Genomic DNA, 20380 nt, shown 5'->3' with positions numbered 1-20380 from the left:
CCCCACTGCTGCCTCCCGTAGGAGTCTGGACCGTGTCTCAGTTCCAGTGTGGCTGATCATCCTCTCAGACCAGCTACGGATCGTCGCCTTGGTAGGCCTTTACCCCACCAACTAGCTAATCCGACTTGGGCTCATCCAATAGTGAGAGGTCCGAAGATCCCCCCCTTTCCCCCGTAGGGCGTATGCGGTATTAGCGTTCCTTTCGAAACGTTATCCCCCGCTACTGGGCAGATTCCCAAGCATTCCTCACCCGTTCGCCGCTAGGACCGAAGTCCCCGCTCGACTTGCATGTGTTAAGCCTGCCGCCAGCGTTCAATCTGAGCCATGATCAAACTCTTCAGTTTAATTTTTCAACTAGTGGCTTAAGGCCACCAAGCTTGGCTCAACGGAACAATTGGTCTTGCTCATGAATTCACGAGTAAGTAATTGCCGTTGAAAGTTCATCTATCGATGCTCTTCACAACTGCAAAAACCCACACAAGTTGTCTGATCAAACTGTTAAAGAACTCGTCGCTGCATCGTCTGCAGCGCGTCTTGCGAGGAGGCGTATTCTAGTGAATCTCGCCACCGTGTCAACACCGTTTTGCAATTTAATTTCGCATCACGTTGCTGACGCTGAGAGCCGATTTCGCAACCCCTCAGGGTCACCATCAAACCACTCAGCCAGCTTACTCAAGTCGTTGAATTTCAAAATCTTTTTCTGCATCACCGCGCTCAGTGCGTCGGTGTGGGGCGCATTATAGGCCGCCAATTCCACCCGTCAACACACTTTTCGAAATCTCTCACCGAGTGCGCGTTTTTTCGGCAAAAACAGATCCCGATGATCACTTCGCGAGCAGCCTGCTCAGAAAGCAATCAAAGCCCAGTCCGGCGGCATGCCACAGCATCCCGCACGGGCCATTCCGCAAAATGCGGAACGCCGGCTGACGCCGGCGTTCTCTTGCTGCACGTGCCCCGCGAAAGCGGCACGACACGATCAGGCGCGGACAATCACCCCGCGCGCGACAGCGTCACACGTGCGATCGCCTTCTTGCCGGCCTGGATGACATGCACGGCACCCGCCGCCATGACAAAGCCGGCATCCACCACCTGACCATCGACATAGACAGCCCCGCGCGCAATGACGTCCTTGGCCGCGGCGGCATTGCGGGTGAGGCCGGCACGATTGAGCACCGCCACCAGATGCAGCGCCTCCTGACCGGCATCCAGCGTCAGCGTCACCTCAGGCACATCATCGGGGATCTCGCCCTTGCCTAGGATGTTGCCGGCCGCCTTGTGCGCGCCGGCAGCGGCTTCCGCGCCATGAAAGCGGGCAATGATCTCCTCCGCCAGCAGTCGCTTGACCTCCTGGGGATTGCGGCCGGCGGCAACCTCGGCCTGCAGCGCCTCGACCTCTTCCAGCGGACGGAAGCTGAGGAGCTCGAAGTAACGCCAGATCACCGTGTCCGGAATCGACAGCAGCTTCTGGTACATCTCGCCGGGGGCATCGGCGACACCGACGTAATTGCCCAGCGACTTGGACATCTTCTGCACGCCATCCAGACCTTCGAGGATGGGCAGCGTGATGCAGATCTGTGCCGGCTGGCCGTAGCGACCCTGCAGCGTGCGTCCCATGAGCAGATTGAACTTCTGGTCAGTGCCGCCGAGCTCGACGTCAGCCTCGAGCGCCACCGAGTCATAGCCCTGCAGCAGCGGATAGAGAAACTCGTGAATGGCAATCGGCTGCTGAGCGGCGAAACGCTTGGTGAAGTCATCACGCTCCATCATGCGCGTCACGGTGTACTGCGCCGCCAGCTGGATCATGTCGGCAGCCGACTTGGTGTTCATCCACTCCGAGTTGAACACCACGCGGGTACGCGCCGGATCGAGAATCTTGAACACCTGTTCGGCATAGGTACGGGCATTGGCGGCCACCTGCTCGGCGGTGAGCGGCTTGCGCGTGACGTTCTTGCCGGTGGGATCGCCGATCATGCCAGTGAAGTCGCCGATCAGGAAAATGACCTCATGACCCAGATCCTGGAATACCTTGAGCTTGTTGATCAGCACGGTGTGGCCCAGGTGCAGGTCAGGTGCCGTCGGATCAAAACCGGCCTTGACCCGAAGCGGTCGACCGCTCTGCAAACGAGTCAGCAACTCGTCGACCTGGATGATTTCCTCGGTACCGCGCTGGATGCGCGCCAACTGCTGTTCTGGCGTCATGAATCACTTCCTCATGCTGAGGCGCGCATAGTACCACTGCCTCGCGCGGCTGCAGCCCCCGCCGCCTTCACGTAGCCGCCGCATCCGGGCTCCAGTAAGCTTGCCGGCAATGATCACGAGCGGCGGACCGGGGGCATGGCGTGCAGGAACTCTTCATCGGCCTGATGTCAGGCACCAGTGTCGACGCCATTGATGCCGTGCTGGTGCATTTCGACGGAAAGCGCGGCATGCATCTTCTGGCCAGTCACAGTCAGCCCTGGTCAGCAGCGCAGCGCGAGGAGCTGCTGGCCCTGGGCAGACCGGGCGCCGACGAGATCGAGCGTGCCGGGCGCGCCGATCGCTGGGTCGCGGAAGCCTTTGCCGATACGGCTCGCGAGCTGCTGGCAACGGCAGGCGTGCCCGCCACGGCGGTGCGCGCCATCGGCAGCCACGGCCAGACCATCCGGCATCGGCCGGCCCAGCGCCATGCCTTCAGCTGGCAGATCGGCGACCCCAGCAGCATCGCCGAACAGACCGGCATTGCCGTGGTGGCCGACTTCCGCCGACGTGACATTGCCGCCGGCGGCCAGGGGGCACCGCTGGTACCGGCCTTTCATGATGCGGTGTTTCGTCACCACGACACGGCGACGGTCGTGCTCAACCTTGGCGGCATCGCCAACATCTCGGTGCTGCTCCCTGGTCAACCCACCCTGGGCTATGACACCGGACCGGCCAACATGCTGCTGGACGGCTGGTGTCTGCGGCACCAGGGCAGGCACTACGACGAAAACGGGGCCTGGGCGGCCACGGGACGCAGCCAGCCAGCCCTGCTGGCACAGCTGCTGAGTCACCCCTATTTCGCACAGGCCTACCCCAAGAGCACCGGGCGCGAGGCCTTCGGCATGGACTGGCTGGACGCGGAGCTGGCGCGTCACCCCCAGTCACTGGCGGCTGTCGACGTGCAGGCAACGCTGATCGAGCTGACCGCACGCAGCATCGCCGCTGCCGTGCTGGGGCATGCCCGCCAGGGCCGGTTGCTGGTCTGTGGAGGTGGCGCCTACAACGGCACGCTGCTGCAGGCACTGCAACAGGCCATGCCAGCCTGGCAGGTGGAGACCACGGCCAAGGCCGGCATCAGTCCGCTCTGGGTCGAGGCCTGCGCCTTTGCCTGGCTGGCACGCCAGACCTGTCACGGCCTCGCCGGCAACCTGCCGGACGTCACCGGGGCATCCGGCCTGCGTGTACTGGGGGGATACTACCCGGCCGGAACCGGCCGGGCGCTGCCGTGAGCCGGCTCAGAGAGAAAACGAGGAACCGCAGCCGCAGGTCGAGCTGGCATTCGGGTTGCGCACCACGAACTGCGAGCCGTTGAGCCCTTCGACGTAATCCACTTCGGAGCCGACCAGGTACTGGAAGCTCATCGGATCGACCAGCATGGTGACATCGCCATTGCTGAACACCGAGTCACCCTCCTTGAGGGCCTCGTCAAAGGTGAAGCCGTATGAGAAGCCGGCACAGCCGCCCCCCGTGATGTAGACACGCAACTTGAGGCCATCGTTGCCCTCGCTTTCGCGCAACTTGCGTACCTTGGCGGCCGCCTGATCACTCAGGGTCAGCGCCGCGCCTGCTTCACTCATGACACATCCTCGACTTGTTCACCACCATATTATGGCGCAAAGCCCAGCAAAGCAGTCAACTATTATGGGGTGGTCACGGCTGTGACAGACGCCTCGGCCGGCTGCAGCTGGCCATTGACCTGGGCACCCAGGGCCATTTCCATGCTGACGTAGGTGACCACGCCATGCACGCGCGCACCGGGCGCCAGCTCCAGATGCTGCAGGCAGGTGATGTTGCCGTGCACGACACCGTTGATGATGGCATGCGGCACGTCAATGTCGCCACGCACCTCGCCATGCAGGTTGAGACAGCCCTCGTCAGCACGAAGATTGCCCTCGATGCGGCCTTCGACATGGAGGGCGCCGGAGAAGAACACATCGCCGACCAGACGGGTCTGCGTGCCGATGAAGGAGTGATCCTTGTACGCCGATGGATCGTGCTTTTTCTTCTTGCCGAGCATGCTGTGTTTCCTCATGGCGTTTTCAGCTCCCACTTGAAGCGGCGATCCGCTGCGGCGGCACCGCTGCGCAGCTGGATGTCGATGCGCTCAGGCTGGAAGCTGGCAGGTACGGCCCATTCGCCGCTGAACTGCTGATAGTAACGAAACTGGAATCGGGGCTGGGCCAGGCTGAGATCCTGCTGGCGTCCGCCCCCGGAGACACGGACCCGGATGGCGGCAGTGGCCGGGGCATCGGAGCCCTGCGGCCGTGTCACCAGCAGACGGTAGCGGACATGGCCTGGCCGCGTCGATGGCAGCAGCTCGAAGTGCTCGATGTCGACACGCTGCCGGGTGGCTGCCGGGGCAGCCATGCGCTTGTAGAAGACCACGCGATCTTCCAGCGCGGACATGCTGGCCAGCAGCTCGCGGTTGTCTTCCTGCAAACGGCTGGAGGCCTGCTGGATGATGGCGTACTCGCCGGCACGAACCGCAGCCGCCTCTTGCTCGGCTTTGAGCCGCGAGGCCTGGGCACGCAAGGACGTCAACGTGTCCTGGTCAACGATGGCCGGCGTGCTCAGACGCCCGAGCAGGAACATGCAGACCGACAGCAGGATGACTGCGGAGGCCGCCAGCAGCAGGGCGGGACGCGTCAGCCCGGCCTGCCACCGGGCACTCGAGGCAAGGCGGCGGAAGCGGGTTGGCGACCAGCGATCCGGATTCGGCATCAGGGCAGCAGCGCGATGTGCTGAAGGCCGGCCTGCTCGGGCAGTCCGAACATCAGGTTCATGTTCTGCACGGCCTGACCAGCCGCACCCTTGACCAGGTTGTCGATCACCGACAGCACCACCACGGTATCGGCACCCTGGGGCTGGAACACCGAGATGCGACACGTGTTGGCGCCCTTGACGCTGCGCGTCTCGGGGTGGCTGCCGGCGGGCATCACATCAACGAAGGGCTCGTTGGCAAAGGTCTCCTCGTAGAGCGCCTGCAGGGAAGCGACCGACCCGGTGAGGCGGGCATAGAGGGTGGCGTGGATGCCACGGATCATCGGTGTCAGGTGCGGCACGAAGGTCAGGCCGACGGCCGCAGGCGTCATCTCGCGCAGACCCTGGCGAATTTCCGGCAGGTGGCGGTGACCGGCGACGCCATAGGCCTTGAAGCTCTCGCTGGCCTCGCACAGCAGGCTGTGCACCTCGGCCTTGCGCCCGGCACCGGACACGCCGGACTTGGCATCGGCGATCAGATGGCCGGCATCGATCAGGCCGGCCTTGAGCAGCGGCAGGAAGCCAAGCTGCACCGCCGTCGGATAGCAGCCGGGGTTGGCCACCAGGCGCGCGCCACGAATGGCGTCACGGTTGATCTCGGGCAGACCGTAGACGGCTTCGGCAAGCAGCTCGGGACAGGCATGCGGCATGCCGTACCACGTCGCCCAGTCGGCAGGATCCTTGAGGCGGAAGTCTGCCGCCAGGTCGATGACCTTGACGCCGGCCGCCAGCAATTCGGGAACCTGCTGCATGGCAATGCCGTTGGGGGTGGCGTAGAACACGACGTCGCACCCCGTGAGCACCTCCAGCCTGGGCTCGCTGAACGCCAGATTCACGCGACCGCGCAGGTTGGGGAACATCTGGGACACCGGCTGACCGGCCTCGCCCCGCGAGGTGATGGTGACGATCTCGACGTCCGGATGCTGCGCCAGCAGACGCAGTAGTTCGACACCGGTGTAGCCGGTCCCGCCGACAATGCCAACCTTGATCACGACACGCACTCCTGAACAGACCCGGACGGATTCCGATGCCGGGGATTATCCGGAAACCCTCCGGCCGGGGCAAACATTCCGGCGAGTGGCATTGCGTCCCCCTTCTTGGCAGACTGCAGCCATCCCGAGGAGGATGCAATGCTCTGGCTGAAAGCGCTACACATCATCGCGGTGGTCTGCTGGTTCGCCGCCCTGTTCTACCTGCCCCGCCTGTTCGTCTACCACGTCGACACCCGTGACGACGCCGGCCATGACCGCTTCGTGATCATGGAGCGCAAGCTCTATCGCGGCATCATGACGCCGTCGATGATCGCCACGCTGGTGTTCGGCTTCTGGATGATCAAGGACAATCCGGCGCTCTGGTTCAGCCAGGGCTGGCTGCATGCCAAGCTGAGCCTGGTCGCGCTGCTGGTGGTCTACCACTTCCTGTGCGACCACTACCGTCGGCAGCTGGCCGAACGCCGCTGCCAGCGCACGCACGTGTTCTTCCGCGTCTTCAACGAGCTGCCCGTACTGGCCCTGGTCGCCATCGTCATGCTCGTCGTGGTGAAGCCGTTCTGATGCGCCCGGTCACGCTCTGCTTCTCGGGACTGGATCCGTCCGGCGGTGCCGGTCTGCAGGCCGACATCGAGGCCATTGCCGCTGCCGGTGGCCATGCCGCCGTGGTGGCCACCGCGCTGACCATCCAGGACAGCCAGCGGGTTCACGGCTTTCAGCTCGTCGATGTGGCGCTGATGCGTGCCCAGGCCGAGCGCGTGCTGGCTGACTTGCCGGTGGCCGCGGTCAAGCTCGGCATGCTGGGCTCGGCCGAGGCCGTGGCCATGGTCTTCGACCTGCTGGCCGCGCATCCGCAGCTGCCGGTGGTCATGGATCCGGTGCTGGCCGCCAACTCCGGCGGCAGTCTGGCGCAGGACGACCTGGTCGCCGCCATGCGTGCCGTGCTGCCACGCGTCACCGTGCTCACCCCCAACACGCCCGAGGCTCGCCGTCTGGGCGGCAGCGACGATCTCGCCGACGCCGTGCGCAACCTGACCCGCGCCGGCGCACGCACGCTCTGGCTCAAGGGAGGGCACGAGGCTGGCAGGCTGCTGCGCAACGAGGTTCATGTCGACGGGGTACTGGCCGAATACAGTGAACAGCCACGACTGGCGGGCGAGTTCCACGGCTCCGGCTGCACCCTCGCCGCTGCACTGGCGGCCGGATTGGCTGCCGGGCAGCCCGTGCTGGAGGCCATGCGGGCCAGCGAGGCCTATCTGCGCAAGGCGCTGGAACAGGCGGACCGGCCACGCGACTCAGGCCAGTTCCTGCCCCGGCGCTGGATATTGCCGACATGAGGACACCCGCCATTCGCGGCCTCTATGCCGTCACAGACACGGTACTGCTGCAGGGTCGGCTGCTGCCGGCCGTGACCGCTGCCGTGGCCGGCGGCGCCGGCATCGTGCAGTATCGCGACAAGAGCAGCGAACATGCCCGGCGGCTGCAGGAGGCCTGCGCACTGCGCCGCCTGTGCCATGATCACGGGGCACTGCTGCTGATCAACGATGATGTCGAGCTGGCGCTGCAGAGCGGCGCTGACGGCGTGCATCTCGGGCAGTCTGACACTGCGCTGGCGCTGGCACGTCAGCACCTGGGCGCAGGCGCTGTCATCGGCATCACCTGTCATGACCGGCCCGATCTGGCCATGGCTGCCATCGCAGGAGGCGCCGACTACCTTGCCTTCGGCGCCATGTTCGCCTCCGCCACCAAGCCGCAGGCGCGTGTCTGTCCGCTCGGGATGCTCAGCACACCCCTGCCGGCCTCGTTGCCACGAGTGGCGATTGGCGGCATTACACCGGATAATGTTCGCAGCATCATCGATGCCGGAGCCCATGCCGTGGCCGTCGTGGCCAGCCTCTGGAACGCCCCCGACATTCGTGCCCGCGCACGCCAGTTTTCCCAGGAGTTCGACCCGCAATGACCAGCACCCGATCCAGCGCCCTGTTTGCCTCAGCCTGTGACGTGATTCCGGGCGGGGTGAATTCGCCGGTTCGCGCCTTTCGCGGCGTGGGCGGCACACCGGTGTTCTTCTCGCGCGCCCAGGGTGCCTATCTGTTCGATGCCGACGAGCGTTGCTACATCGACTATGTCGGCTCCTGGGGTCCGGCGATTCTCGGTCACGCGCATCCCGACGTGATTCGCGAGGTGCAGGAAGCCGCCACGCTGGGACTGTCCTTCGGTGCGCCCACCGAGGTGGAAGTGGCCATGGCCAGCCAGGTGCGTGAGCTGCTGCCGTCGATCGAGCTGGTGCGCATGACCAGCTCAGGCACCGAGGCCACCATGAGCGCGATCCGGCTGGCACGCGGCTACACCGGCCGTGACCTGCTGGTGAAGTTCGAAGGCTGCTACCACGGTCACTCCGATTCGCTGCTGGTCAAGGCCGGCTCCGGCGCACTGACCCTGGGAGTGCCCAGCTCGGCTGGCGTACCTGCCAGCGTTGCCGCCCACACCATCACCCTGCCCTACAACGACCTGGCCGCCGTCGAGACCTTCTTTGCGGCGCGTGGCGAGGAGGTGGCCTGCGTCATCGTCGAGCCGGTTGCCGGCAACATGAACCTGATCCCGCCGCGCCCGGGCTTTCTCGAGGGCCTGCGCCGCGTCTGCGACCAGTACCGTGCCGTACTTGTCTTCGATGAGGTGATGACCGGCTTCCGCGTTGCCCCCGGCAGCGCCCAGGGCCTGTACGGCGTCCGCCCGGACCTGACCACGCTGGGCAAGATCATCGGTGGCGGCATGCCGGTGGGCGCCTTCGGCGGCAAGCGCGAGATCATGGAATGCATCGCGCCGCTGGGTCCGGTCTACCAGGCCGGCACCCTGTCCGGCAATCCGATCGCCATGCGCGCCGGCCTCAAGACCCTGTCGCTGATCAACCAGCCGGGCTTCCATGACCAGCTCTCGGCGCGCACCCGTCAGCTCTGCGACGGCTTCGAAGCCGCCGGCCGGGGCGCCGGCGTGCCCATCAGCACCCACGCCGTGGGCGGCATGTTCGGCCTGTTCTTCAGCGCCAACGCACCCTGGAGCTACGAGGAAGCCACCGCCTGCGACACCGCCCACTTCCAGCGTTTCTTCCATGCCATGCTCGATGAGGGCATCTATCTCGCACCGTCGGCGTTCGAGGCCGGCTTCGTGTCGATAGCCCATACGGCGGCCGACATCGACAACACCATCGCAGCCGCCGAGCGCGCGCTGCGCGCCACCCGGATGAGCTGATGCGCATCACCAGACCGCTGAAATGGGCGCTGCTGGCCTCGGCACTCGCCCATGTGGTCTGGTTTGTCGAGCCCGGTGAGTGGCGCCTGCCCTGGCAGGATGACGACGACACGGAAGTGCTGGAAAAGAAAGCGGCCAGCGACGTCAAGCGCGTGCGCCTGGCCATACGCAAGGCGGTGTCTGTTGCACCCGGCATTCCCACCGTGACGCTGCTGAAGCCGGCACTGCCGGAGCCTGCAGCCAGCCCGCAGGCTCCGGCTGCCGCCCCCGTGAAAAAACCGGCAGCGACAGCCGCTGCCGCTGGAAATTCCACCGCTGAGAAGAGGCCCGACCAGACGGAAACGCCCGTTGCCAGTGACGACAACGCGGGCGCCAGTGCCGGCATGACGGCGAACGAGCCGGAGGAGCCGGCGCCCAGCTTCCCGGTGGCGGTCAAGGTGCTGCACCGTGCGAGCTACCAGGGCTTCACGCTGGACCTGAAGCAGCAATGGCTGATGGAGGGCGACAGCTACCTGATCAACAACGAGGCGCGCAAGTTCGGTTTCTCGGCCCGCATCAGCAGCAGCGGAAAGGTCAGTCCCGAAGGCCTGCAACCGGAGCAGTACCGGCTGCAGCTGAATCGCCAGCTCAAGCACTATGCCGACTTTGATCGCAGCCAGGGCGTGGTGGTGCATGGCAAGGCAGGGCAGCGCAAGACCACCCCCATTACTGCCGACTTCCAGGACATGGCCAGCCTGCCCTTCCATGTCGCGGTCAGCTACGAAGGCCAGAAGGCACACGCGCTCAAGGTCACCACCGGCAGCGCCGTCTATGACATCGTGCTGCAGGTGGTGGCGGAGGAGACGCTGAAGCTGCCTGGCGGCACCCTGCGCACCCTGCATCTGACCGGCAGCCGCACGCGCAGCGACGGTCGCCACCAGCAGGGCTACGACATCTGGCTGGCACCTGACTTGCGCAACTTTCCGGTGAAGTTCCGCGGTCCGGACAGCAAGGGCAATCTGCTCGACATGGCCGTGATGAGCATGAGCTTCGACGGGCGCCGGGTCTTCGGCGAGGATGCCGAACGCATCGCCCTGCCCGAGGTCGACGAGCCGGTTCCCGAGAACCTGAAGAAGAACAGTGTCATCGAGCTGCCCGAGCCGGAACCGGCTGCCGCCGCCGAGCCCCAGCCGGATGTCATGCCGGCTGCCACCGCCATGCCTGAGCCGGAAGCGGCATCGCCGGCACCGGTGTCCGTACCCGAATGAGGACCGGCAGCTGATCGCTCAGGCCAGCCTCAGCGGAAGATGTCCAGCACGCCATTGACCATGTCGTCGATGAAGGCCGGCACGCCACCGCTGGCGCAGGGCGTCATCTCCTGCGGGCGGCCCTTGCTGCTGACCGGGATGCGCACCGCTCCGGCACACTGCTGGGCACTGAGGCGGCCGGTTTCGGCATCAATCCACTCCCAGGCCACCGTGGCCGGCATCGGCGGCGCCAGTGCCAGCGGCTGCAGGCTGGCCATCATGCCGGTCCATACCGGCAGCGCTCCGCTGCCACCGGACAATCCCACCGGCTTGTTGTCATCACGTCCGAGCCAGACGACCGCCACCAGATCCCCGGCCGAGCCGGCAAACCAGCTGTCGCGGGCATCGTTGGTGGTACCGGTCTTGCCCGCCAGCACGGCCGAGGATGGCAGACGCTGATAGGCCGCCGCACCGGTGCCTCGGCGCATGACCTGCTGCAGACCGTAATGCAGGACATAGGCATCGGCCGGATCAATGACCTGGCGACGCTCGATGGGGAACTGCTGCAATGACTTGCCGCGCGCATCCACCACGTCACGAATGCTGTGCAGGGGCGCACGCACGCCACCGGACAGCATGACCTGGTACAGCTGCAGGACCTCGAGCGGGCTCTGGTTCAGGGCACCCAGCAGGAGCGAGGGATACGGGCGCATTTCGGCGCTGACACCGAGCTGACGCAGGGTGTTGATCACCGCCGGCAGGCTCAGCGTCATGCCCAGGCGCACGGCAGCCTGGTTGTAGGAATTGGCCAGCGCGGTCTCGAGACTGACCACGCCATGACTGATCTGGTCATAGTTCTGCGGCTGCCAGACCGTGCCGGTGTCGCTGACGATGTCGACCGCGCTGTCATCCAGCGGCGACAGCCAGGTGTACTGGCCCGATGCCAGCGCCGTCAGGTAGATCGCCGGCTTGAGCAGGGAGCCGACCTGACGCGATGCATCCACGGCACGGTTGTAACCGGTGAAGGTGCCGGTCCCGCCGACCAGGGCACGCAATTCGCCGGTGGTACCATCGGCCGCCAAGACCACACCTTCCAGGCCCTGCAGACGTCGCCCCTGGCGACGCAATTCGGCAACCGTGTTCTCGAGCGAGGACTCGGCGGCATTCTGCACGCGCGGGTCCAGCGTGGTGAAGATCTTCAGGCCCTGACTGGACAGGTCCTCGGCCTGGTACTGATCACGCAGCTGGCGGCGCACGACATCCAGAAAGTCCGGATACAGATTGGTTGCCGCCGTGGGCTTGTCGATCAGACCCAGTGGCTGGCGCAGCGCCGCATCACGCACCGGCGCGCTGATCCGCCCTTCGTTGTAGAGGTTGTGCAGAACGACATTGCGCCGCTCCAGCGCGCGCTCGGGGTGGCGACGCGGATTGTAGTAGGACGGCCCCTTGACCAGGCCGACCAGCAGCGCGACTTGCGGCAGATCCAGCTCGGCCAGCGGCAGCCCGAAGTAGAACTGCGCCGCCAGACCGAAGCCGTTCACCGAGCGGCTGCCCTGCTGGCCGAGATTGACCTCGTTGAGATAGGCCTCGAGGATTTCCTGCTTCTCGTAGTGCCACTCCAGCAGCAAGGCCATGATGGCCTCGTTGGCCTTGCGGCGCATCGAGCGCTCGTCGCTGAGGTAGAAGTTCTTCACCAGCTGCTGGGTCAGCGTGCTGCCGCCCTGGCGCACCGAACCGCTGGTGGTGTTGACCCAGAGCGCACGCAGGATGCCGCGTGGCGACACGCCCCAGTGGTTGTGGAAGTTCTGGTCCTCGGTGGCCAGCAGGGCGTCGATCAGATGCGGCGGCGCCTCCTTGAGCTGGATCAGCACGCGGTCCTCGTTGTGGCTGGGATAGATGCCGCCAATGACCATGGGCTCCAGACGCATGGAGCCGCTGCCGACACGCTCGGTGCTGGCGAGCTCGGCCAGGCGGCCGTCACGAAAGCGCAGGCGCAGCAGCGTGGCCGGCTCGTTGCGGTCACTGAAGGCAAAACCGCGCGTGTGCAGATAAAGGGTATCGCCCTGGTGATCGAAGGTGCCGGGATTGATCGCACCCGGCATGACCCGGTAATTCAGCAGTGCCAGCTCTTCCCGCAAGGCGCTCAGGCTCAGGCGCTGATCGGCACGCAACACCAGGGGCCGGGCATAGACCTTGGCCGGGATGGCCCAGCGACCACCTTCGAACTTCTCGCGCACGATGCCGTCAAGGCGCATCACGTAGGCACTGCCGGCCACGGCCACGACGAGGACGACAATCATCACGATCAGCAGCAACAGCACCTTGAGACGCTGCCGGAACGAGGGGGCGGGCTTGGTCACAGAAGAAACATCCAACGTCGGTCAATACGGCATTCTATATCACCCGCAGGATGGCGGGAGCGCGCCGCGACACGCACATGCGGGATGGCGTTCAGGCACAGGCTCACTATAATCCGGGGCCTGTCCACAGCCGCACGAGAGCGCCACATGTCCCTCCGCTACGACGTCTTTGCCATCGGCAATGCCCTGGTCGACCTGGAATACCGGATCGAGGACAGCTTCCTGCAGGAGCATGGCATCGAGAAGGGCATCATGACCCTGACCGAGCCCGACCGGCAGCAGCGCCTGCTGGCGGCGCTGGACCAGCACCACGAGCGCATGAAGCAGGCCTGTGGCGGCTCGGCTGCCAACAGCATCATCGCCACCCAGGCCTTCGGAGCGCGCTGCTACTACACCTGCAAGGTGGCCAGTGACAGGCTTGGCGACTTCTACCGCAACGACCTGATCGCTGCCGGTGTCGCCACCAACCTGCGCGAGGCACGTCCGGACGGCGCCTCCGGCACCTGCGTGGTCATGGTGACACCGGACACCGAACGCACCATGAGCACCTTCCTCGGCATCACCGGCGAACTGTCGCAGGACGAACTGGATGTCGACGCCCTGCGCGCCAGTCGCTGGCTCTACATCGAGGGCTACCTCAGCACCTCGCCCAGCGCCCGGGCCGCGGTGGCGCTGGCCCGTCGCGAAGCCCGCGCGGCCGGCGTCAAGCTCGCCCTGACCTTCTCCGACCCGTCCATGGTGCAGTACTTCCTGCCGCAGCTGCGCGAACTCGCCGGCGAGGGCGTCGACCTCATCTTCTGCAACGAGGACGAGGCCATGGGCTATGCCGGTGTCGAGTCACTGGAGCAGGCCCTGACCACCCTGCGTGCCCTGGCGCCACAGGGCGTGATCACGCGCGGCGCCGACGGCTGCTGGGCCTGGACCCGTCATGCCGTCATCGAACTGCCGGCACACAAGGTGGTGGCCGTCGACACCCTGGGCGCCGGCGACAGCTTTGCCGGTGCCGTGCTCTACGGCCTGAGCCAGGGCTGGTCGCTGGAGCAGAGCGCACGCCTGGGCCTGCGCACCGCCGCCGAAGTGGTCAGCCAGTTCGGTCCGCGCCTGCCGCTGCCGCGCTACCCGGAGCTGCTGCAGGAGCTGTCGGCATGAGTCACCGTTTCTGTCAGTTCAGCGACCTGGTCGAGAACCAGGCACGCGGCTTTCGCTCACCCGTCGGCGAGGTCGTGCTGGTGCAGCGTGATGGCCAGGTCTACGGTTACCAGAACAGCTGCCCGCACCTGGGCATCAATCTCGAGTTCAATCCCGACGAATTCATGGATGTCGAAAACCACTATCTGCTGTGCAGCAACCACGGTGCGCTGTTCCGGGTCGAGGACGGTCACTGCGTGGCCGGCCCCTGCCAGGGCGAGTCGCTGCTGGCGGTTCCCCTGCAGGTGGTGAACGGCGAAATCCTGCTGGCGTCGGAACCCTGAGCATGAGCCCGCATGTCGTTTGCGCGGGCGCCAGCGCTCTGTTATAGATTCCCCTTATGTTTGCTTGAGAAACCGTCATGGCTACCCGTACTGCTGAAAAAACCCCTGCTAGCGAAAAATCCCGCAAGAAGACTCCTGCCGGCAGCGTGCTCATCCACGGCCTCGCTCCCTACCAGGAGAGCAAGGGCGAGGAGTACATGGGTCCGGCCCAGCTGCAGCACTTCCGCGACATCCTGCACGCCTGGAAGAAGGAGCTGATGGAGGAAGTCGACCGCACCGTGCACCACATGCAGGACGAGTCCGCCAACCTGCCCGACCCCAACGATCGCGCCACCATGGAAGAGGAGTTCTCGCTCGAGCTGCGCACCCGTGACCGCGAGCGCAAGCTGATCAAGAAGATCGACCAGACCCTGGAGCGCATCGAGAAGGACGACTACGGCTACTGCGACGACTGCGGCGTCGAAATCGGCATTCGTCGCCTTGAAGCCCGTCCCACGGCCACCCTCTGCATCGACTGCAAGAGCCTGCAGGAAATCAAGGAGAAGCAGCTGCTCGGCGGCTGAGCTTGTCTGTCGACCACGTGACCGGGCGCTTCGCGCCCTCTCCCACCGGCCCGCTGCATCTCGGTTCCCTGCTGGCTGCAACAGCCAGCTGGGTTGATGTGCGCCATCGTGGCGGCCGCTGGCTGCTGCGCATCGAAGACATCGATCCGCCCCGCGAGCAACCCGGCGCTGCCGATGCCATCCTGCGCAGCCTCGACAGGCACGGGCTGACCTGGGACGGCCCCGTGCTCTGGCAGCACGATCGCCATGCGGCCTACGACGCCGCCTTGAAATCGTTGCAGACACGCGGCCTGGTCTATGCCTGCCGCTGCTCGCGCAGCGCCCTCGCGGCCGCCGGCGTACCCGACTGCCTGGGTGCCTGCCGCACGGCCGGTCATGCCAGCGGCGCCTGGCGGCTGTCGGTGCAGGATGCCCCGCTCATGCACTGGCAGGATGCCCTGCACGGCCCGCAATGCGATGACCTGCGCCAGCAATGCGGCGACTTCGTGCTGATGCGACGTGACGGCCTGCCGGCCTACCAGCTCGCCGTGGTGGTCGATGATGCCGCCAGCGCGGTGACCACCGTGGCACGCGGCGCCGATCTCTTCGACAACACCGCGCGCCAGTGCTGGCTGCAGCAGCAGCTGGGCCTGCCACGCCCGGAATATCTGCACCTGCCGCTGCTGCTGCAGCCCGACGGACGCAAGCTGTCCAAGCAGAATCATGCTCCGGCCCTGACACCCGCCGCCTCTGCCAATCTCTGCCAGGTACTGCACTGGCTGGGGCAGGCTCCGCCCCCGGATCTGCAGCAGAGCACACCGGCCGAGATCCTGGACTGGGCCTGCACACACTGGTCGCGCGCGCGCATTCCGCGCCGGGCCATTGCCCTGCCCGCCTGACTTTCAGGCGGACGGCAAATGGTGTTACCTTCCGTAACATCCACACCCGGAGTGCCTGATGTACGTCGATCGCCTGATTGCCCTCTTCGTCGTCGGCGCCTTTCTGCTTTCGCCACTGATCATCGACTGGTGGAGCGAAGGCGGCAGCGCCTGGTACCGCCCTTACACGATCTGGGCCATGCTGATCGGGATGGGCTTCTGGGTGGCACGGAGCCGCGACCTCAATGACCTTTAGTCCCGGCCTGCTGTTCTTCATCGGCGTCGGCTACCTGAGCCTGCTGTTCCTGGTGGCACATGCCACCGAGCAGCGCTGGATTCCGACGCGCTGGACTCGTCATCCGATGGTGCACGTGCTCTCGCTGGGCGTGTTTGTCAGCACCTGGGGCCTGTTCGGCGCCGTCCAGTTCACCCTCGAAAGCGGCTTCAACTTCCTCGCCTTCTACCTCGGCCTGTCCGGCGCCTTCCTGCTCGCACCCGTGCTGCTGCAGCCGCTGCTGCGTCTGGCACGGACCCATCAGCTCGACTCCCTGCCCGACCTGCTGGCCTTCCGCTTCCGCAGCCAGGCCGTCGGCACCCTGGCCACCGTGGCCACGCTGCTGGGCACCATGCCGCTGCTCACCACCCAGATCCAGACCGTGGCGGAAGTCGCCGTGCTGATGTCGGACGAGCGCGGATCGCGCCTGCAGGGCCTGATCTTCTGCGCCATCCTGGTCAGCTTCCTGATGCTGTTCGGCGCCCGCTCGCGACGTGCCCGCCATCAGACCAACGAAGGCCTGGTGGCGGCCATCGCCGCCGAGTCGCTGATCAAGCTGCTCGCCATCGCCGCCATCGGCCTGTATGCCTACTTCAGCGTTCTCGGTGGCTCCAGCGGCCTGGAACGCTGGCTGGCCGAGAATCCGGAGGCGCTGGTCGGTCTGTACCAGCCGCTCAGATCCAACCACTGGCACAGTCTGCTCATCGTCTTCTTCTTCGCTGCCGTGGTCACGCCCTGCATGTACCAGCTGGCCTTCACCGAAAGCCGCGAACCGCGCCATCTGCTGGTCGCCAGCTGGGGGCTGCCGCTCTATCTTCTGCTGATGGCGCTGGGTATCCCGATCATCCTGTGGGCAGGCCAGGCACTGGCGCTGAACATGTCGCCCGAGTTCTACGCGCTGGGCATCGCCAATCACACCGGCGAGGCCTGGCTGCCGCTGCTGCTGTTCATCGGTGCGCTGGCCTCGTCCAGCGGCATTCTCATCGTGACCACGCTGGCGCTGGCCAACATGACCATGAACCACGTGGTGCTGCCCGTGCTCGGCTGGCAGGCGAACGATGCCCTCTACGAGCAGACCCTGCGCCAGCGCCGCCTGATCACCGCCTGCATTCCGCTCGCCGCCTTCATGCTGTCGTGGCTGCCCGACCTGAAGCCGGACAGCAGCGAAATGTCCATGCTGTCCTTCGTGGCGGTACTGCAGCTGGCGCCGGGCCTGGTGGCATTGCTGTTCTGGCCGCGCGCCACCCGCCAGGGCCTGCTGCTCGGACTCAGCCTGGGCATGCTGACCTGGTTCGTCACGCTGGTGATCCCCGCTTTTCTCGACCGCGACTTCGACAGCGCGGAGCTGCTCGGCCTGCTGGTACGCGGCCGCCTGGACTACTGGCAGGCCATGGGCCTGATCAGCACCCTGGTCAACATCGCCGGCCTGCTCGCCGGTTCGCTGCTGAGCCGGCAGAGCGACAGCGATGTCGAGGCCGCGCAGGCCTGCTCGGTGGACAATCTGCGCAGCCCGGTGCGCTGGGGCCTGTCGGCACAATCACCGGAGGACTTCATCCAGGCACTGGCACCGGCACTGGGCCCGGTCACGGCCGAGCGCGAAGTCCGCATGGCCATGACCGACCTCGGCTTCGCGTTCGACGAACGCCGCCCCTATGCCCTGCGCCGGCTGCATGACCAGCTCCACGCCAACCTGTCCGGGCTGCTCGGCCCCAGCGTGGCGCAGGATCTGATGGACACCCAGCTGCCGCAAACCGTTCACAGCCAGCGACGCGGCGATGACATCCACTTCATCGAGTCTCGCCTCGAGGAGTACCGCGACCGCCTGTCCGGCCTCGCTGCCGAGCTTGACGTGTTGCGCCGCTTCCACCGCCAGACCCTGCACGACCTGCCGCTGGGCGTGTGCACGCTGGCCTCCGACCTCGAGATCCTGAGCTGGAACCGGGCCATGATGGAGATCACCCAGTGCAGCGACGACCAGGTCATCGGTGCGCGCCTGGACGCCCTGCCCCAGCCCTGGCGCGAGCTACTGCTGAACTTCTTCCAGTCGCCCGACTCCCAGCATCTGCGCACCCAGGTCACCACCGACGGCCAGCCGCGCTGGTTCAACCTGCATCGCGCCATGATCGGCGATGCCAACGGCAACCATGTGCTGGTGATGGAAGATGTGTCCGCCCTGCAGCAGCTGGAGTCGCGCCTGCATCATGCCGAACGTCTCGCCGCCATCGGCCGGCTCGCTGCCGGTGTCGCGCACGAGATCGGCAATCCGGTCACCGGCATCGCCTGCCTGGCCCAGAACCTGAAGGCTGAACAGCCCGGCAACACGGATGTTCAGCAGGCCACGCAGGACATCCTCGAACAGACCCAGCGCGTCAGCCGCATCGTGCAGTCCCTGGTCGGCTTTTCGCGCAGCGACTGGCAGGCACGCGGCCTGTTCGGTCCGGTCGACCTCGCCAGCACCGTGCATGAAGCCGTTCAGCTGCTGCAACTGGCACCGGAAGGACGGCAGCAACGCTTCCGCATCGACATTCCGGGCGAGCTGCGGGTGAACGGTGATGCCCAGCGCCTTTGCCAGGTCTTCATCAACCTGCTGTCGAATGCCCGCGATGCCAGCACCCAGCAGGGCGAGATCCATGTGCGCGGCGAACATCAGGGTCGCTACGTCAGCCTGGAGATCGAGGACTTCGGCCACGGCCTGCCGGACGGCAGCATTCGCGACACGCTGTTCGAGCCCTTCGTCACCACCAAGCCGGCGGGCAAGGGCACCGGCCTCGGCCTTGCCCTGGTGCACGGCATCATTTCCGCGCATCAGGGCCGGGTACAGCTGATCGACAAACGGGACTACGACCAGGGACAGGGCGTGATCGTGCAAGTGAAGCTGCTGGCGTGGCAGGATGCCGCGCCGGCAGATGCGGGAGCGATGACATGAACTATCTGCTGGTGGTCGATGACGAGGCCGTGATTCGCACCGGCCTGCGCCGCCTGCTCGAGCGCCACGGCTATCAGGTCGCCGAGGCCGGCAGCGTTGACGAGGCCCTGCAGCAGAGCCTGGACGGCTTCGACCTGATCATCTCCGATCTGCGCCTGCCCGGACTGCCCGGCACCGCCCTGATCGAGCACGCCGGACAGACGCCGGTGCTGATCATGACCAGCTTCGCCAGCATTCGCTCCGCCGTCGACGCCGTGCGCGCCGGAGCTGCCGACTACATTGCCAAGCCCTTCGATCACGACGACCTGCTGCTGACCGTCGAACGTATCCTGCGCGAGCGCCTGCTGCAGCGGCAGAACGCCGCCCTGCGCCAGGACATCTCGCGAGAGCGCCCGGCCACCGGCATCATCGGCAGCTCGCCGGCCATGCAGGAACTGCACCGGCGCATCCAGCGCATGGCCTCGCTCAACACCACCGTGCTCATCCATGGCGAGTCCGGCACCGGCAAGGAGCTGGTCGCCCGCGCCCTGCACGAGCAGGGACCACGCTCGCAGGCGCCGCTGATCTCGGTCAACTGCGCCGCCATTCCCGAGTCGCTGATCGAGTCCGAGCTCTTCGGTCACGAGAAAGGTGCCTTCACCGGGGCCCAGGGCATGCGCAAGGGCCTGGTCGAAGCCGCCGATGGCGGCTCGCTGTTTCTCGACGAGATCGGCGAGCTGCCGCTGGAAGCCCAGGCACGCCTGCTGCGTCTGCTGCAGGAAAAGGAGGTACGCCGCCTCGGCGCCACCCAGTCGCGCAAGGTCGACGTCCGCCTGATCGCGGCCACCCACCGCAACCTGCGCCAGCTGGTCAGCGCCGGACTCTTTCGCGAGGACCTGTTCTTCCGGCTCAACGTGGTCGAACTGGTGCTGCCACCGTTGCGCGAACGCGGCGACGACATCATCGAGATCGCCCGCATCCTGCTTGAACGCACCATAGAGCGGGTTGGCAGCCACCCGCTGTCGTTCTCGCCATGCGCGCTCGAGGCCATGCGCGAGTACCGCTGGCCGGGCAACATCCGCGAGCTGGAAAACGCCATCGAGCGAGCGGTCATTCTCTGTGACGACAGCGCGATCACACCGGAGCTGCTGGCCATCGATCTGCCAGCGTGTGCCGACGATGTGCGCCCGGAGCCCCTGGACCCGCCCACCGGCCTGTCACTGGAGGACTACTTCCAGCACTTCGTGCTCGAGCATCAGGATCAGATGTCCGAAACCGAGCTCGCGCAGAAGCTCGGCATCAGCCGCAAGACACTCTGGGAGCGGCGGCAGCGCCTGGGCATACCACGTCGGCGTGGCGCGGGGGATACGACTTGAGTCGTTACCCTTCTACACAAATTTGTTACCGAGGTTACGAATCCACAGTGCGCGCCATCACCACAGCCCTGGTCAGAAATTCGCAAGTCACTGTTTTAGAAAACACTTGAT

The 20380-nt window shown here is 65.8% G+C and carries 19 protein-coding genes and 1 rRNA gene; 13 read left to right on the top strand and 7 right to left on the bottom strand.

Annotated elements, in window-relative coordinates; translation table 11 throughout:
• Both F595_RS0103875 and tyrS read right to left on the bottom strand, forming a co-directional pair.
• Window positions 1–344: ribosomal RNA gene (locus F595_RS0103875) — 16S ribosomal RNA — on the bottom strand; the annotation flags it as partial.
• Between the two features lie 646 nt (window positions 345–990).
• Window positions 991–2199, bottom strand: coding sequence for a tyrosine--tRNA ligase (gene tyrS / locus F595_RS0103870; protein ID WP_022955560.1), 1209 nt, complete (start codon window positions 2197–2199; stop codon window positions 991–993).
• Between the two features lie 140 nt (window positions 2200–2339).
• Here tyrS and F595_RS0103865 point away from each other — a divergent pair, with 140 nt between their 5' ends.
• Entirely contained in the window at window positions 2340–3467 is a 1128-nt protein-coding gene (locus tag F595_RS0103865) for an anhydro-N-acetylmuramic acid kinase (RefSeq protein ID WP_022955559.1), read from the top strand.
• 6 nt (window positions 3468–3473) lie between these two features.
• On the opposite strand, the gene erpA is transcribed toward F595_RS0103865, so the two are convergent.
• The 4 genes from erpA to argC all read right to left on the bottom strand — a co-directional run bounded on the left by erpA (window position 3474) and on the right by argC (window position 5990).
• Complete coding sequence (gene erpA / locus F595_RS0103860) at window positions 3474–3815, bottom strand: iron-sulfur cluster insertion protein ErpA (RefSeq protein ID WP_022955558.1); 342 nt, start codon at window positions 3813–3815, stop codon at window positions 3474–3476.
• A gap of 62 nt (window positions 3816–3877) precedes the next feature.
• Window positions 3878–4270, bottom strand: coding sequence for a bactofilin family protein (locus F595_RS12630; RefSeq protein ID WP_211213129.1), 393 nt, complete (start codon window positions 4268–4270; stop codon window positions 3878–3880).
• The gene (locus F595_RS0103850; protein WP_022955556.1) at window positions 4267–4959 is read right to left on the bottom strand and encodes a DUF6776 family protein; all 693 of its coding nucleotides are present in this window, start codon (window positions 4957–4959) and stop codon (window positions 4267–4269) included. The genes F595_RS12630 and F595_RS0103850 overlap by 4 nt, the downstream gene beginning before the upstream one ends.
• A complete protein-coding gene (gene argC / locus F595_RS0103845) occupies window positions 4959–5990 on the bottom strand; it encodes an N-acetyl-gamma-glutamyl-phosphate reductase (RefSeq protein WP_022955555.1) in 1032 nt (343 codons plus the stop codon). The genes F595_RS0103850 and argC overlap by 1 nt, the downstream gene beginning before the upstream one ends.
• 138 nt (window positions 5991–6128) lie before the next feature.
• Between argC and hemJ the strand changes: the two genes are divergently transcribed.
• The 5 genes from hemJ to F595_RS14610 are packed head-to-tail and all read left to right on the top strand — an operon-like array spanning window position 6129 to window position 10483.
• Complete coding sequence (gene hemJ / locus F595_RS0103840) at window positions 6129–6551, top strand: protoporphyrinogen oxidase HemJ (RefSeq protein ID WP_022955554.1); 423 nt, start codon at window positions 6129–6131, stop codon at window positions 6549–6551.
• Window positions 6551–7324 carry a hydroxymethylpyrimidine/phosphomethylpyrimidine kinase gene (locus F595_RS0103835; protein ID WP_022955553.1) on the top strand — a complete coding sequence of 258 codons (774 nt, stop codon included), beginning with the start codon at window positions 6551–6553 and terminating at the stop codon, window positions 7322–7324. The genes hemJ and F595_RS0103835 overlap by 1 nt, the downstream gene beginning before the upstream one ends.
• Window positions 7321–7947 (top strand): thiamine phosphate synthase, encoded by a 627-nt coding sequence (thiE, locus tag F595_RS0103830; RefSeq protein ID WP_022955552.1) that lies wholly within the window; start codon window positions 7321–7323, stop codon window positions 7945–7947. The genes F595_RS0103835 and thiE overlap by 4 nt, the downstream gene beginning before the upstream one ends.
• Entirely contained in the window at window positions 7944–9236 is a 1293-nt protein-coding gene (gene hemL / locus F595_RS0103825) for a glutamate-1-semialdehyde 2,1-aminomutase (RefSeq protein ID WP_022955551.1), read from the top strand. Before thiE ends, hemL begins: the two co-directional genes overlap by 4 nt.
• Complete coding sequence (locus tag F595_RS14610; RefSeq protein WP_022955550.1) at window positions 9236–10483, top strand: DUF3108 domain-containing protein; 1248 nt, start codon at window positions 9236–9238, stop codon at window positions 10481–10483. The genes hemL and F595_RS14610 overlap by 1 nt, the downstream gene beginning before the upstream one ends.
• A gap of 29 nt (window positions 10484–10512) precedes the next feature.
• Here the strand turns inward: F595_RS14610 and mrcB are convergent, their stop codons facing one another.
• On the bottom strand, window positions 10513–12822 hold the full coding sequence (gene mrcB, locus F595_RS12625) for a penicillin-binding protein 1B (protein ID WP_022955549.1): 2310 nt from the start codon (window positions 12820–12822) through the stop codon (window positions 10513–10515).
• A gap of 147 nt (window positions 12823–12969) precedes the next feature.
• On the opposite strand from mrcB, the gene F595_RS0103810 reads away from it, so the two are divergent.
• From F595_RS0103810 to F595_RS0103780, 7 genes are all read left to right on the top strand, one after another.
• Window positions 12970–13971, top strand: coding sequence for an adenosine kinase (locus F595_RS0103810; protein ID WP_022955548.1), 1002 nt, complete (start codon window positions 12970–12972; stop codon window positions 13969–13971).
• Entirely contained in the window at window positions 13968–14294 is a 327-nt protein-coding gene (locus F595_RS0103805; protein ID WP_022955547.1) for a Rieske (2Fe-2S) protein, read from the top strand. Before F595_RS0103810 ends, F595_RS0103805 begins: the two co-directional genes overlap by 4 nt.
• A gap of 77 nt (window positions 14295–14371) precedes the next feature.
• Window positions 14372–14857 (top strand): RNA polymerase-binding protein DksA, encoded by a 486-nt coding sequence (dksA, locus tag F595_RS0103800; protein ID WP_022955546.1) that lies wholly within the window; start codon window positions 14372–14374, stop codon window positions 14855–14857.
• A gap of 2 nt (window positions 14858–14859) precedes the next feature.
• Window positions 14860–15735 carry a tRNA glutamyl-Q(34) synthetase GluQRS gene (gene gluQRS, locus F595_RS0103795; protein ID WP_022955545.1) on the top strand — a complete coding sequence of 292 codons (876 nt, stop codon included), beginning with the start codon at window positions 14860–14862 and terminating at the stop codon, window positions 15733–15735.
• Window positions 15736–15793: 58 nt separating this feature from the next.
• Entirely contained in the window at window positions 15794–15970 is a 177-nt protein-coding gene (locus tag F595_RS14765; RefSeq protein ID WP_022955544.1) for a hypothetical protein, read from the top strand.
• The gene (locus F595_RS12620) at window positions 15960–18914 is read left to right on the top strand and encodes an ATP-binding protein (RefSeq protein WP_022955543.1); all 2955 of its coding nucleotides are present in this window, start codon (window positions 15960–15962) and stop codon (window positions 18912–18914) included. The genes F595_RS14765 and F595_RS12620 overlap by 11 nt, the downstream gene beginning before the upstream one ends.
• Window positions 18911–20269, top strand: a complete 1359-nt coding sequence (locus F595_RS0103780; protein ID WP_022955542.1) for a sigma-54-dependent transcriptional regulator — start codon at window positions 18911–18913, stop codon at window positions 20267–20269. Before F595_RS12620 ends, F595_RS0103780 begins: the two co-directional genes overlap by 4 nt.
• Window positions 20270–20380 lie beyond the last annotated feature (111 nt).

The sequence above is a fragment of the Perlucidibaca piscinae DSM 21586 genome (assembly GCF_000420045.1).
Taxonomy (GTDB): domain Bacteria; phylum Pseudomonadota; class Gammaproteobacteria; order Pseudomonadales; family Moraxellaceae; genus Perlucidibaca; species Perlucidibaca piscinae.
The sequence above is the reverse complement of the archived record's forward strand: the minus strand, read 5'-3'. Positions and strand labels throughout refer to the sequence as shown.